Raw genomic sequence first — 12,938 nt, 5'->3', positions numbered from 1 at the left:
CACGACTGGACTGCCCGGACGTTACCCACCGGTACTCGGTTCCGGATAGGGGGTTCCGGCCAGATGTCTTATGCATCACACAGATAAATGGCCCTTTCGCGCACAGTAGTCCACCGCTGTCCCGGCGTGGAAGTAACCGCAGGTCCGGGCGGTCTACCCACGGGCTGAGCGGGCGATCTAGGGTGATCCCATGCGAGGCAGCGAACCGGACGACGGGGGCTCGGCCGCCCGGTCCACCCGGATCCACGTGGTCAGCGACGTGCACGGCAACACCGAGGCCCTGGCCCGCGCCGGGGACGGCGCCGACGCCCTGATCTGCCTCGGTGACCTGGTGCTCTTCCTCGACTACGCGGACCACTCGCGCGGCATCTTCCCCGATCTGTTCGGCGTGGAGAACGCCGACCGCATCGTCGCCCTGCGCACCGCCCGCCGTTACGACGAGGCCCGCGCCTTCGGCCGCGCACTGTGGGCGGGCCGCGACCGCAACGCGGAGATCCTCGACGCGGTGCGCAGGCAGTACGCCGAACTCTTCGCCGCCTTCCCGACGCCGACGTACGCCACCTACGGCAACGTCGACGTCCCCGGCCTCTGGCCCGAGTACGCCCGCCCCGGCACCACCGTGCTGGACGGCGAGCGCGTCGAGATCGGCGGCCGGGTCTTCGGCTTCGTCGGCGGCGGCCTCAAGACCCCGATGAACACCCCGTACGAGATCAGCGACGAGGAGTACGCCGCCAAGGTCGAGGCGCTCGGCGAGGTCGACGTCCTCTGCTCGCACATCCCGCCCGAGGTCCCCGAGCTGACGTACGACACCGTCGCCCGCCGCTTCGAGCGCGGCAGCCCCGCCCTGCTGGAGGCGATCCGCGCCACCCGTCCTCGATACGCGCTTTTCGGCCATGTTCACCAGCCGCTGGTCCGCCGGATGCGCATCGGCGCCACCGAATGCGTCAACGTCGGCCACTTCGCCTCCACCGGGACGCCCTGGGCGCTCAGCTGGTGAACGCGGGGCACAGGGCCGTGGACCGCGGCGCCCCGCGCACGCGATAGCCTGCACAGCGGCAGGCTCCTGCCGAACGCGACCGGTTACACCGCACTGGAGGGCCACGGCGATGGCTGAACACACCAGCTCGAGCATCACGATCGAGGCGGCACCGGCCGACGTCATGGGCGTGATCGCCGACTTCGCCCGCTACCCGGAGTGGACCGGCGAGGTCAAGGAGGCCGAGGTCCTCTCCACCGACGGCCAGGGCCGCGCCGAGCAGGTCCGCCTCGTCCTGGACGCCGGCGCGATCAAGGACGACCACGTCCTCTCCTACACCTGGACCGGTGAGAACGAGGTCAGCTGGAGCCTCGTCAAGTCCCAGATGCTGCGTTCCCTGGACGGCACCTACGCCCTCACCCCGCTCGCCGGAGGCACGCGCACCGAGGTCACCTACCGGCTCGCCGTCGACGTCAAGATCCCGCTGCTCGGCATGATCAAGCGCAAGGCCGAGAAGGTCATCATCGACCGCGCCCTCGCCGGTCTCAAGAAGCGCGTCGAGTCCGCCCCGCGGGCCTGAGTCCCGTGCGCACGGTCCTGGTCACCGGCCCCGGCGGCGCGGGCCGGACCACCGTAGCGGCGGCCACCGCCCTGGCCGCCGCCGACGGCGGCGCCCGCACCCTGCTGCTCTCCGCCGAGGCCGTACCCGGCTTCCCGGCGGCCACGGCACCCGTCCGGGTCACGGACCTGCTCGACCACGCCCGCATCGACTCCGGCGAACACTTCCGCGCCGAGCTCACCGAGCTCCAGGACCGCGCCTCCGGCATCCTGGACCTGCTCGGCGCGGGCCGGCTCGACGGCGAGGAGCTGACCGAACTCCCCGGCTCCCCGCAGCTCGCTCTCCTGCACTCTCTGCGCCGCGCCGCCGTGGGCGACTGGTCCGGCTACGACACCCTCGTCGTCGACCTCCCGCCGACGGCCGAGGCCCTGGCCCTGCTCGCCCTCCCGGAACAGCTCCGCCGCTATCTGCGCCGACTGCTGCCCGCCGAACGCCAGGCCGCCCGCGCCCTGCGCCCCGTCCTCGCCCAGCTCGCCGGGGTCCCGATGCCGGCCCCGTGGCTGTACGAGGCCGCCGCCCGCAAGGACGCCGAGCTGGCCGCCGTACAGGCCCTCGTCGAGGACCGGGCCACCACGCTCCGGCTGGTCGCGGAGCCGGGCCCGGCCGCCGAGGACGCCCTGCGCACCGCCCGTACCGGCCTCGCCCTGCACGGGCTCCGAGCCGACCTGCTGGTCGCCTCCCGTGTGCTGCCCCGCCACTCGCCCGACCCCTGGTTCGCCGGACTCGCCGCACAGCAGGAGAAGTGCCTGGACCACTGGCGCCAGGACCTCGCCCCGGACCTCCCCGTGCACGAGTCCGCCCACGCGGGCCGCGACCCGTACGGCCCCGGCGACCTCGCCGCGCTGGAGATCCCCGCCCCCGACCGGCGGACGCCGGGGCGGGCCGGCGACCCCTGGTGGACCGAGGAGGAGCGCGACACCGAGGACGGGACCGCCACCCTCACCTGGTGCCTGCCGCTGCCGGGAGCCGTCAAGGAGCAGCTGCGCCTGGTCCGCCGGGGCGACGAACTCCTCCTGACCGTCGGCCCCTTCCACCGGATCGTCCGCATCGCCTCCGCGCTCCGCCGTTGCACCGTCTCCGGCGCGGCCCTGGCCGACGGAGTGCTGCGGGTGCGGTTCACACCCGATCCCGCCCTGTGGCCGCGCACCACCTGAACCGCGTGCGGCCGTTCGGGTAACGTCGGTGGTACGTGAACCGCAGGCCGACCGTCGGCCGCCCGCGTCGCAGGAGCCCGCCATGAGTGAAGCCACCGACCGTCCCGTGGACGGCGACGCGTGGGCCGACGCCTGCGCCGAGGACCTCGCCGCCGAGAAGGCCCGCCGCCGCGCCCGGTACGGCACCCCGCCCGGATCGGCCGCCGAGGAGCTGCGCAAGCTGGTCGACGCCGTCGCCGACAAGGTCTCCTCGCTCCGGACCCCGCTGCTCGGCGCAGCCGCCCAGGGCGCGGTCCAGCAGGCCATCCGCCAGGCCAGGTCCGCCGTCGAACCCGTCATCGAACGCAACCCGCAGGTCTTCGACCACCTCGCGGCCGCCGGCAGCGAACTGCTCGCCGCCTACCGTTCCGCGGTCGAGGGCCAGGAGGGCCGCTGGACCCGCACCACCGAGGGCGCCTCGGGGGCGGGCCCCGCGCGGAAGGCCGCCGACGGCCCCGCCGACCCCCGCGACGACGGCCCCTCCGGCACCGAACGCATCGATCTGGACTGACCGGTTCGCCGCTCCCCACCGCCCGGACGCGACGGCCGGGACCCACCGGCTCCGGCCGGGGCGGGGCGCGGCCTCGGGTACGGTTGGCCCTAGCGGGGCTCGACCGAAACTGAGGGATTCATGGGACTCACCATCGGCGTCGATATCGGCGGCACGAAGATCGCGGCTGGAGTGGTCGACGAAGAGGGCCGGATCCTCTCGACGTTCAAGGTGGCGACCCCGCCGACGGCCGAAGGCATCGTCGACGCGATCTGCGCGGCGGTCGCCGGGGCGAGCGAGGGGCACGACGTGGAGGCCGTCGGCATCGGCGCCGCGGGCTACGTCGACGACAAGCGCGCCACCGTCCTGTTCGCACCCAACATCGACTGGCGTCACGAGCCGCTCAAGGACAAGGTCGAACAGCGCGTCGGCCTGCCCGTCGTCGTGGAGAACGACGCCAATGCCGCGGCCTGGGGCGAATACCGCTTCGGGGCCGGCCAGGGCCACGACGACGTCATCTGCATCACGCTCGGCACCGGCCTCGGCGGCGGCATCATCATCGGCAACAAGCTGCGCCGCGGACGCTTCGGCGTGGCCGCCGAGTTCGGCCACATCCGGGTCGTCCCGGACGGTCTGCTCTGCGGCTGCGGCAGTCAGGGCTGCTGGGAGCAGTACGCCTCCGGCCGCGCCCTCGTCCGGTACGCGAAGCAGCGCGCCAACGCCACCCCCGAGAACGCCACTGTGCTCCTCGGCCTCGGCGACGGCTCCGTGGACGGCATCGAGGGCAAGCACATCAGCGAGGCCGCCCGCCAGGGCGACCCGGTGGCGGTCGACTCCTTCCGTGAGCTGGCCCGGTGGGCCGGTGCCGGACTGGCCGACCTCGCCTCGCTGTTCGACCCGTCCGCGTTCATCGTCGGCGGCGGCGTCTCGGACGAGGGAGAACTGGTCCTCGACCCGATCCGCAAGTCGTTCCGGCGCTGGCTGATCGGCGGCGAGTGGCGTCCCCACGCCCAGGTGCTCGCCGCCCAACTCGGCGGCAAGGCAGGGCTGGTGGGCGCGGCCGACCTGGCCCGCCAGGGCTGAGGTCTCCGCGGTACGACGCATCGGACGCCCGCCGCCGCCCTCCGGGGCCGCGGCGGGCGTCCGTCGTATCGTGGCCCGCATGGTCCTGACGCCCCTGCCCGACTCCCGTACCGAGGCGGACGGTTCAGCCGTCATCCGCGTGCTGAGCTACAACATCCGCTCGATGCACGACGACACCGCGGCGCTGGCGCGGGTCATCCGCGCCTGCGCCCCCGACCTGGTCCTCGTCCAGGAGGCCCCGCGTTTCTTCCGCTGGCGCAAGGCGGCGGCCCGGCTCGCGAAGAGCAGCGGTCTGGTGGTGCTGAGCGGCGGGGCCACCGCCGCCGGTCCCCTGCTGCTGTGCTCGCTGCGGGCGACCGTCGAGCGCACCGAGGACGTTCTGCTGCCGCTCACCCCCGGCCTGCACCGCCGGGGCTTCGCCACCGCCGTGGTGCGGATCGCCGGGGCCCGGCTCGGGGTGCTGAGCTGCCACCTGAGCCTCCAGGGCGACGAACGCCTCGCCCAGGCGGACCTGCTCCTGGAGCGGCTGGCCGCGATGGGCGTGGAGCACGCCGTGGCGGGCGGCGACCTCAACGACGTACCGACCGGGAAGGCGTTCCGGCGCCTCGCCGGGCCCCTCCAGGACTGCCGGGCCGTCGCCCCGTGGGGCGGCGAGCCGACGTTCCCGGCCGACGAACCCCGTAAGCGCATCGACGCGGTCTTCGCGACACCGGGCATCGAGGTGCTCGGCTGCGGGGCGCCGTCCGGGCTGCCCGGCGTGAGCGAGGACGACCTGAGGGCGGCCACGGACCATCTGCCGGTCCTGGCCGCCCTCAGGGTCCCCGCCGCGAGGTGACTACACGACCGCGCCGCGCCCCGGATCGTCGTAGCCGTCGTCATCGTCGTCGTGCGGCATCCGGGCCACCAGGGTGGCGAAGCCGCCGAGGAAGCCGCCGATGCACAGCGTGGTGAGCCACCACGTCATCTCCCACTGGAACAGCACCGCGACCAGCATCAGCACCGGCCCGCCGATCACCGCGAGCCAGGCGAACTTCGCCGTGACGTCGGCCTCCGGCAGCGGCGGCGGTTCCGGGGGCACGAAGTGGCCCTCGTCCCCGTCGTCCGGTGCGTCGACGCCGTCGTCCTTCGACTCGGGCAGCTCGTAGTCGCGCGGGCCGGCGACTCCGGGCGCGAAGACCACCGAACTGCCCAGCGGCTTCTTCTCCGGCGGCTTCGGGGGCGTCTTGCCGGACCCCTTGTCCACCGGGCTCCCGGCCGAGCCGTCCGGCCCCACCGCGTTGCGCTGGTCGTCGTCGAGCAGGGCCAGGTCCTCGACCGACTTGAACGGCTTGGCGCCCGGCGGGTCCGGCGGCTCCTCCCCGTACCCCGCGACGATCGCGGCCCACGCCGCGTCCTCGTCGATCGCCCGTTCCTGCTCCGCTCCCTCGGCCCCGGCCGGCTTCGCCGTCCCCTCCGGGACGGCCGCCGGCTCCGTGGGGCGCGGTTCGCGCTCCTCGTCGCCGCTCGTGCGCTCCGCGTCCTGCTCAGCCACCGGACGTGCTCCCCTTCATCCCGACGCTCGGTGCGAGACGGCCGATGAACCGGTAGCTCTCATCGAAGATCCGCTCCGCGTCATGGTCCAACGTCGCGACGTGGTAGCTCTGTTCCAGCAGGATCTCCTCGACGTCCGTGGACGAGATCCGGCTCAGGATCCGCGCGCTGTCGGCGGGCGGCACGACATGGTCCTGCGGGCTGTGCAGCAGCACCAGCGGCTGGGTCACCTGGGGCAGCTCCCGGTCGACCAGCGCCAGGAACGTCCGCAGCGAGTGGGCCGCGTGCAGCGGCACCTTGGTGTACCCCACCTCGTGCGATCCGGGCAGCGCGATGTCGTCGGCCACGCCCTTCGTCGTCCGCACCAGATGGCGGGCGACCGGCAGCGCGTACGCCGAGAGGCCGTGCACCTTGTTGGCCGGGTTGACCAGCACCAGGCCGCTGATCGCGTCGCCGTGCCTGGCCGCGAGCCGCAGGGAGAGCGCCCCGCCCATGGAGAGCCCGAAGACGAAGACCTGCTCGCACTTCTCCGCGAGGACGCGCAGCTCCCGGTCCACCTCCGCGTACCAGTCCTGCCAGCCGGTGACCGCCATGCCCTCCCAGCGGGTGCCGTGGCCCGGCAGCAACGGCAGCGAGACCGTCAGCCCGCGCTCGGCGAGGTGGTCGGCCCAGGGGCGCAGCGACTGCGGGGATCCGGTGAAGCCATGACAGAGGAGGACGCCGACCTCTCCGCCCTCGTGGCGGAACGGCTCGGCTCCAGGGAGGACCGGCACCAGGGTCTCCTGTTCGTGGGACGGGGCGGGGGGAGGACGCACCTGGGGGAGTGCTTGACGGATGACTTCACCGTACGCGACCGGACCGACACCGACCAGGGCCGTCACGGCCCCGTGAAGCGCCCGGTCCGGCCCCGGCGGGGGCCGGACCGGGCAGGGGCGGGGACGGCCTCACAGGCTAAGGTCTACGGACAGCACACAGGAGGCACCAGAGTTGATCTACGGCGCAATGAAGTTCTCCATCGGCGGGTCCCTGAAGCTCGCCTTCCGGCCGTGGGTGGAGGGCCTGGAGAACATCCCCGAGCGCGGTCCGGCGATCCTCGCGAGCAACCACCTGTCGTTCTCCGACTCGTTCTTCCTCCCGGCCGTACTGGACCGCAAGGTCACGTTCATCGCCAAGGCCGAGTACTTCACCGCCCCCGGCGTCAAGGGCAAGCTCACCGCTGCCTTCTTCAAGGGCGTCGGCCAGCTCCCGGTCGACCGCTCCGGAGCGCGCGGCGCGGGCGAGGCGGCGATCAAGGCCGGTATCCAGGTCGTCGAGAGCGGCGGCCTCTTCGGCATCTACCCCGAGGGCACCCGCTCGCCCGACGGCCGCCTCTACCGGGGCAAGCCCGGCGGTCTGGCCAGGGTCGCGCTGGCCACCGGAGCGCCCGTCATCCCGGTCGCCATGATCGACACCGAGAAGATCCAGCCGCCCGGCCAGGTGGTGCCCAAGCTCATGCGCCCCGGCATCAGGATCGGCAAGCCGCTCGACTTCAGCCGCTACCAGGGCATGGACGGCGACCGCTTCATCCTGCGCTCGGTGACCGACGAGGTCATGTACGAGATCATGAAGCTCTCCGGACAGGAGTACGTCGACATCTACGCCACCGCCGCCAAGCGCCAGATCGCCGACGAGGCGAAGGCCAAGGCCGAGGAGGCCAAGCGGGAGCGGAAGCAGGCGGCCGCGAGCGACGAGAACGGAACGGAACGGTCCGGCGCGTAACCGCGTCGTCCACCGTCCGAGGGGTGTGCCATGGCCAAGCGTGAGCGAGTCGTACGGATGTCGGTCGAGCTGCCGCTGTGGCGTGCGCTGACGGGTTACCGCGTGCTGACCGTGATCTACGCGGTGCTGCTCGCCGCCTTCGGGCGGGACAAGTTCGAGCGGCCCTGGGTGGCCGCAGCGTACCTCGGCTTCCTCGTCGTCTGGACGATCGCCACCCTGCCCAAGGTCCGCTCGGCGGCCAACTGCACCAAACGCTTCCTCGGCGCCGACCTCGTCGTCGCGCTGGCCGGCATCCTGATCACCCCGCTCGCCGACCTCGACTCCCAGACGTTCGACGGACCGACGCTGCCCTCGATCTGGACGGCGGGATCGGTCCTCGCCTTCGCCATCAAGGGCGGCTGGCGGTGGGCGGCCTTCGCCTCCACCTTCGTCGCCGCCGCCAACATCATCCAGCGCGGCGACCCCAGCCGGGACACCTTCCACAACGTCCTGCTGGTCTGGGTCGCCTCCATCGCCATCGGCTACGTCGTCGAGGTCGCCCGCGCCAGTGAGCGCACCCTGGCCCGCGCACTGGAGATCGAGGCCGCCACCCGCGAACGCGAACGGCTCGCCCGCGACATCCACGACAGCGTGCTCCAGGTTCTCGCCATGGTGCAGCGCAGGGGCACCGCGATCGGCGGCGAGGCGGCCGAGCTGGGGCGGCTCGCCGGGGAGCAGGAGGTCGCCCTGCGCACCCTGGTCTCCAGCGGTCTGGTGCCCCCCACGCGGGTCTCCGAGGACGCCGCCGACGGGGCCGTGGTCCGCACGGTCGAGGACGACGAGGACGACGGCCCCGGCGACGAGGCCGCCTGTGATCTGCGCGCCCTGCTCGCCCCGCACGCCGCAGCCCGTACGAGCTTCGCCGAGCCGGGCACCCCGGTGCTGCTCCCCGCCGCCTCGGCGCGGGAGCTGGCCGCCGCCGTCAGCGCCGCCCTGGACAATGTCCGGGTGCACGCGGGGCCGGACGCCCGGGCGTGGATCCTGGTCGAGGACGAGCCGGACGAGGTGATCGTCACCGTCCGGGACGACGGTCCCGGCATCCCGGAGGGGCGGCTCGCCCAGGCCGAGGGCGAGGGACGGCTCGGGGTGGCGCTCTCCATCCGGGGCCGGCTGCGCGACCTGGGCGGCACGGCAGAGCTGATCTCGGTGCCCGGACAGGGCTGCGAGGTCGAGTTGAAGGTTCCCAGAGCACCGAAGGTTCACCGGGGGAAGGCAGGATCGGCCCGATGAGTACGCGGAACGCAGCAAACACAGCACAGGACGAGCAGGGGGCCGGCGGCCGGCCCATCAGGGTCATGGTCGTCGACGACCATCCGATGTGGCGCGACGCGGTCGCCCGCGATCTGACCGAGTCCGGCTTCGACGTGGTCGCCACCGCAGGCGACGGGCCGGGCGCCGTCCGCCGGGCGGGGGCCGTGGGCCCGGACGTCCTCGTCCTCGACCTGAACCTCCCCGGCATGCCCGGAGCCCGGGTCTGCAAGGAGCTGGTCGGCGCCCTTCCGGGCCTGCGGGTCCTGGTCCTCTCCGCCAGCGGCGAGCACGCCGACGTCCTGGAGGCCGTGAAGTCCGGGGCCACCGGCTATCTGCTGAAGTCCGCCTCCACCCGCGAGCTGGTCGAGGCCGTCCGCTCCACCGCCGCCGGGGACCCCGTCTTCACCCCGGGGCTGGCGGGCCTCGTCCTCGGCGAGTACCGCCGGCTCGCCTCCGACCCCGCCCCCGCCGCGTCGAACGAGCCCAAGGCCCCGCAGCTCACCGAGCGGGAGACCGAGGTGCTGCGGCTGGTCGCCAAGGGACTCTCGTACAAGCAGATCGCCGAGCGCCTGGTCATCTCCCACCGCACCGTCCAGAACCACGTGCAGAACACCCTCGGCAAGCTCCAGCTGCACAACCGGGTGGAGCTGGTGCGGTACGCCATCGAGCGCGGCCTCGACGACGTCTGACCAGGCGGGCTCGGGGGCGGGGCCGTATATTCGCGCGTGTACGGCCCTGCCCGCGCACAGTTCCGGATCGGGAGACCCCGTGGAAGTCCTGGCCTTCGGTGTGCAGTCCGACGAGAAGCCCCTGATCGAGAAGGCGTTCGCGGGACTCCACGAGGTCCGCTGCCTGGACGTCTTCCTCAACCGGGACACCGCCCCCATCGCGGCCGGCTACGAGGTCATCTCCACGAGCGTCAACGCCGACCTGAGCGCCCCGGTGCTGCGGACGCTCGCCGCCGGCGGCACGCGGATGATCGCCCAGCGTTCCACCGGCTTCAACAACATCGACCTGGACGTCGCCGAGCGGCTCGGCCTGCGCGTCGCGCGGGTCTCGTCCTACTCGCCGTACTCGGTCGCCGAGTTCGCCTGGACGCTCGCCCTGGCCGTCAACCGGCGCGTCATCCGCGCCGCGAGCCGCACCCGCGACTTCGACTTCCGCCTCGACGGGCTGCTCGGCCGGGACATGCGCGGCCGGACCGCCGGGGTGCTCGGCACCGGCAAGATCGGTGAGGCCTTCACCCGCATCGCCCACGGCTTCGGCATGAAGCTGCTCGGCTGGGACGTGGCGGAGAACCCGGCCTGCGCCGAGCTGGGCATGGAGTACGTGGCGAAGGAGCGGCTGCTCGCCGAGGCCGACCTGATCAGCCTGCACGTACCGCTGCTCCCCGCCACCCGGCACCTCATCGACGCGGCCGCCCTGAAGGCGATGAAGGACGACGCGATCCTCGTCAATTCCAGCCGCGGCGGTCTCATCGACACCGCAGCCCTGGTCACCGAACTGCGCGCGGGCCGCTTCCTCGGCGTCGGGCTCGACGTGTACGAGGCGGAGACGGGGCTGTTCTTCCTCGACAAGTCCCTGGAGGGCATCGACGACGACACCCTGGCGAGGCTGGTGACCTTCCCCAACGTGATCGTCACCTCCCACCAGGCGTACTACACCGAGGACGCGGTGGGCCAGATCATCGACGCGACCGTCACCAACGTCGCCGACCACCTGGCCCGCCGCTCCAGCGAGAACGTCCTCGTGCCGAGGGAGTGACGCCCCTCGTCGCACAGCTCGCCTCCGACAGCCCCGCCGTGCTCCTCAGCCCGCCACCGGCAGCCCCGCCAGCAGCTCCGTCACGATCACCGAGCCCCGTACGGTCAGCACCGACTCCGGGTGGAACTGCACCGAGGCGAAGCCCGGTGCCCGCAGCGCGTGCAGCTCGCCGCTCTCCTCGTCGCGGCTCACCTCGATCCCGTGCGCGGCCAGCTCGGCGGCGGCCGAGGCGTCGCACCGCGCGGTGAAGCTGTTGTAGAAGCCCACCGTCTCCGGCCGCCCGAACAGCTCGATCCTGGTCTGCGCCCCCTGATACGGCACCGCCTTGCGGACGATGTCCAGCCCCAGCTCCGCCGCGATCAGCTCGTGTCCCAGGCAGACCCCCAGCACTCCGTGCCGGTGGTCCCGCACCAGCTCGGCCGCGATCTCCCGCAGCAGCCGCATCTTCGGGTCGGCCGGATCGGCCGGATTCCCCGGACCGGGGCCCAGCACCACGGGCCCCGCGTGCGCCCGGACCGCCTCCCGCAGTCCCGGCTCGTCATGGCGGCGCACCGAGACGTCCAGCCCGGAGGCCCGCAGCAGATGGGCCAGCATCGCGGTGAACGTGTCCTCGCCGTCCACCACCAGCGCGTGCCCGGAGAGGTCCTGGACGCGCTCCTGCATCCGCAGCCAGAACGGGGCGAGCGAGCCGCGCCGGCCGTCCAGCGCCGCCCGTACCCGAGGATCGGCGGCCAGCCGCGGCCGGTCGGCCTCCGCCGCCGGCCGGCCCGGCCGCACCCCGAGGGCGGCGAGCACACCGGCCGCCTTGGCGTGCGTCTCGGCGACCTCGCTCTCCGGGTCCGAGTGGCGTACGAGCGTGGCCCCGACCGGCACCCGCAGCGAGCCGTCGGGCGCGATGTCGGCGGTACGGATCAGGATCGGCGAGTCCAGCGTCTGCGCCCCGCTCGCGTCCCGGCCCAGCAACGCCAGCGCCCCCGCGTAGTAGCCGCGGCCCCCGGACTCGTACCGCTCGATCACCCGGCACGCGTTCTGCACCGGGGAGCCGGTGACGGTCGCCGCGAACATCGTCTCGCGCAGCACCTCCCGCACGTCCAGCGAGGACTTCCCCCGCAGCTCGTACTCGGTGTGCGCGAGGTGCGCCATCTCCCTGAGCCGGGGACCGACCACCACCCCGCCCCTGTCGCCCACCGTGCACATCATCTTCAGCTCCTCGTCGACCACCATGGACAGCTCCTCGCTCTCCTTGCGGTCCCCGAGGAACGCCAGCAGGCTTGTCGCCGTGGGCCCCCCGTCCGGGTAGCGGTAGGTTCCGCTGATCGGGTTCATCACGACCGTCCCGCCGGACATCCGCACGTGCACCTCGGGGCTGGCCCCGACCAGCGTCCTGGCCCCGGTGTGCACCACGAACGTCCAGTACGCGCCCCGCTCGCCCGCCAGCAGCCGCCGGAACAGCGCCAGGGCGTCCGCCCGCCCGAACCCGGCGATCTCACCCCGGAACGTCCGCCGGATCACGAAGTTCGCGCCCTCGCCCTGCCCGATCTCGTCGCGGATCACCCGCCGGACGATCTCCGCGTACTCCCCGTCCGGCACGTCGAAGCCGCGGTCCTCGACCCTCACGTCGTGGGCGGGCAGCGCCGCCAGCACCTCCGCGAGCCCCAGCTCGTGACTCTCCTCGGCGACCAGCACGCTCAGCGGGGTGCCGTCGTCGCGCACGTCGAAGCCGCGCTCGGCGATCTGCCGGAACGGCACCAGGGCCAGTGCCGGGGACGTGCCCACCGGCAGGTCGGCCAGCCGGTCCACCTCCCGCACCCCGCCGACGAGCAGTTCGACGTGATCGTGGTCACGCCCGGGGGTCCGGCGTCGCAGCAGGGCGAACGGCGGGGCGTCCTCGGCCAGCAGCCGCCGGACGAGGGCGGAGGCGGAGGGTGACGCTGTCTGGGACATGGGAGCGGGTTCCTTCCGGACGGCCCGTGCGGGGATCCGCGGGGGATCGGCACGGGTTCACTGGGAGAGGAACGGCCTGACGAACGCAGAGAAGGCCGCCCCTCGGGCGGCCTTCGCGAAGTGTCAGCGCGATGATTCAGCGGGCCGCCGGATGAGCGGTCCACCACCAGTTCTGGATCGAGAGCTGGATCTGTTGCGTCGACATGCCCCGACCCTAGCGGACGATCCCGGCGCCGGAGCGGGTGTCTCATCTGTTGAGCGATCGGATGGACGCCCTCCGCGACCCCGTAA

14 protein-coding genes are annotated in these 12,938 nt (G+C 73.1%); 10 read left to right on the top strand and 4 right to left on the bottom strand.

Features of this window, described 5'->3' with window-relative positions; genetic code table 11:
• The first annotated feature begins 190 nt into the window (after positions 1–190).
• From QFZ71_RS06495 to QFZ71_RS06470, 6 genes are all read left to right on the top strand, one after another.
• Complete coding sequence (locus QFZ71_RS06495; protein ID WP_307667306.1) at positions 191–997, top strand: metallophosphoesterase; 807 nt, start codon at positions 191–193, stop codon at positions 995–997.
• A gap of 109 nt (positions 998–1,106) precedes the next feature.
• The gene (locus tag QFZ71_RS06490; protein ID WP_307667305.1) at positions 1,107–1,556 is read left to right on the top strand and encodes an SRPBCC family protein; all 450 of its coding nucleotides are present in this window, start codon (positions 1,107–1,109) and stop codon (positions 1,554–1,556) included.
• Between the two features lie 5 nt (positions 1,557–1,561).
• Positions 1,562–2,749: an ArsA-related P-loop ATPase gene (locus QFZ71_RS06485; protein WP_307667304.1), complete on the top strand. Its 1,188-nt coding sequence runs from the start codon at positions 1,562–1,564 to the stop codon at positions 2,747–2,749.
• Between the two features lie 82 nt (positions 2,750–2,831).
• Entirely contained in the window at positions 2,832–3,299 is a 468-nt protein-coding gene (locus QFZ71_RS06480) for a DUF5304 domain-containing protein (RefSeq protein ID WP_307667303.1), read from the top strand.
• Between the two features lie 120 nt (positions 3,300–3,419).
• The gene (locus QFZ71_RS06475) at positions 3,420–4,361 is read left to right on the top strand and encodes an ROK family glucokinase (RefSeq protein ID WP_307667302.1); all 942 of its coding nucleotides are present in this window, start codon (positions 3,420–3,422) and stop codon (positions 4,359–4,361) included.
• A gap of 79 nt (positions 4,362–4,440) precedes the next feature.
• The gene (locus QFZ71_RS06470) at positions 4,441–5,196 is read left to right on the top strand and encodes an endonuclease/exonuclease/phosphatase family protein (RefSeq protein ID WP_307667301.1); all 756 of its coding nucleotides are present in this window, start codon (positions 4,441–4,443) and stop codon (positions 5,194–5,196) included.
• On the opposite strand, the gene QFZ71_RS06465 is transcribed toward QFZ71_RS06470, so the two are convergent.
• Complete coding sequence (locus QFZ71_RS06465; protein WP_307667300.1) at positions 5,197–5,892, bottom strand: hypothetical protein; 696 nt, start codon at positions 5,890–5,892, stop codon at positions 5,197–5,199.
• Positions 5,885–6,664, bottom strand: coding sequence for a carboxylesterase (locus QFZ71_RS06460; RefSeq protein WP_307667299.1), 780 nt, complete (start codon positions 6,662–6,664; stop codon positions 5,885–5,887). The genes QFZ71_RS06465 and QFZ71_RS06460 overlap by 8 nt, the downstream gene beginning before the upstream one ends.
• Before the next feature lie 229 nt (positions 6,665–6,893).
• On the opposite strand from QFZ71_RS06460, the gene QFZ71_RS06455 reads away from it, so the two are divergent.
• From QFZ71_RS06455 to QFZ71_RS06440, 4 genes are all read left to right on the top strand, one after another.
• Positions 6,894–7,649 carry a 1-acyl-sn-glycerol-3-phosphate acyltransferase gene (locus QFZ71_RS06455; protein ID WP_307671353.1) on the top strand — a complete coding sequence of 252 codons (756 nt, stop codon included), beginning with the start codon at positions 6,894–6,896 and terminating at the stop codon, positions 7,647–7,649.
• A 30-nt stretch (positions 7,650–7,679) separates the two neighbouring features.
• On the top strand, positions 7,680–8,918 hold the full coding sequence (macS, locus tag QFZ71_RS06450; protein WP_307667298.1) for a MacS family sensor histidine kinase: 1,239 nt from the start codon (positions 7,680–7,682) through the stop codon (positions 8,916–8,918).
• Positions 8,915–9,628 (top strand): response regulator transcription factor, encoded by a 714-nt coding sequence (locus tag QFZ71_RS06445; protein WP_307667297.1) that lies wholly within the window; start codon positions 8,915–8,917, stop codon positions 9,626–9,628. The genes macS and QFZ71_RS06445 overlap by 4 nt, the downstream gene beginning before the upstream one ends.
• Positions 9,629–9,707: 79 nt before the next feature.
• The gene (locus tag QFZ71_RS06440) at positions 9,708–10,703 is read left to right on the top strand and encodes a 2-hydroxyacid dehydrogenase (protein ID WP_307667296.1); all 996 of its coding nucleotides are present in this window, start codon (positions 9,708–9,710) and stop codon (positions 10,701–10,703) included.
• A 45-nt stretch (positions 10,704–10,748) separates the two neighbouring features.
• Here the strand turns inward: QFZ71_RS06440 and QFZ71_RS06435 are convergent, their stop codons facing one another.
• Positions 10,749–12,647: an anthranilate synthase family protein gene (locus QFZ71_RS06435; protein ID WP_307667295.1), complete on the bottom strand. Its 1,899-nt coding sequence runs from the start codon at positions 12,645–12,647 to the stop codon at positions 10,749–10,751.
• A gap of 136 nt (positions 12,648–12,783) precedes the next feature.
• On the bottom strand, positions 12,784–12,852 hold the full coding sequence (locus QFZ71_RS30425; RefSeq protein WP_106973636.1) for a trp operon leader peptide: 69 nt from the start codon (positions 12,850–12,852) through the stop codon (positions 12,784–12,786).
• Positions 12,853–12,938 lie beyond the last annotated feature (86 nt).

The organism is Streptomyces sp. V2I9 (assembly GCF_030817475.1).
In the GTDB taxonomy this organism is placed as follows: Bacteria; Actinomycetota; Actinomycetes; order Streptomycetales; family Streptomycetaceae; genus Streptomyces.
The sequence above is the reverse complement of the archived record's forward strand: the minus strand, read 5'-3'. Positions and strand labels throughout refer to the sequence as shown.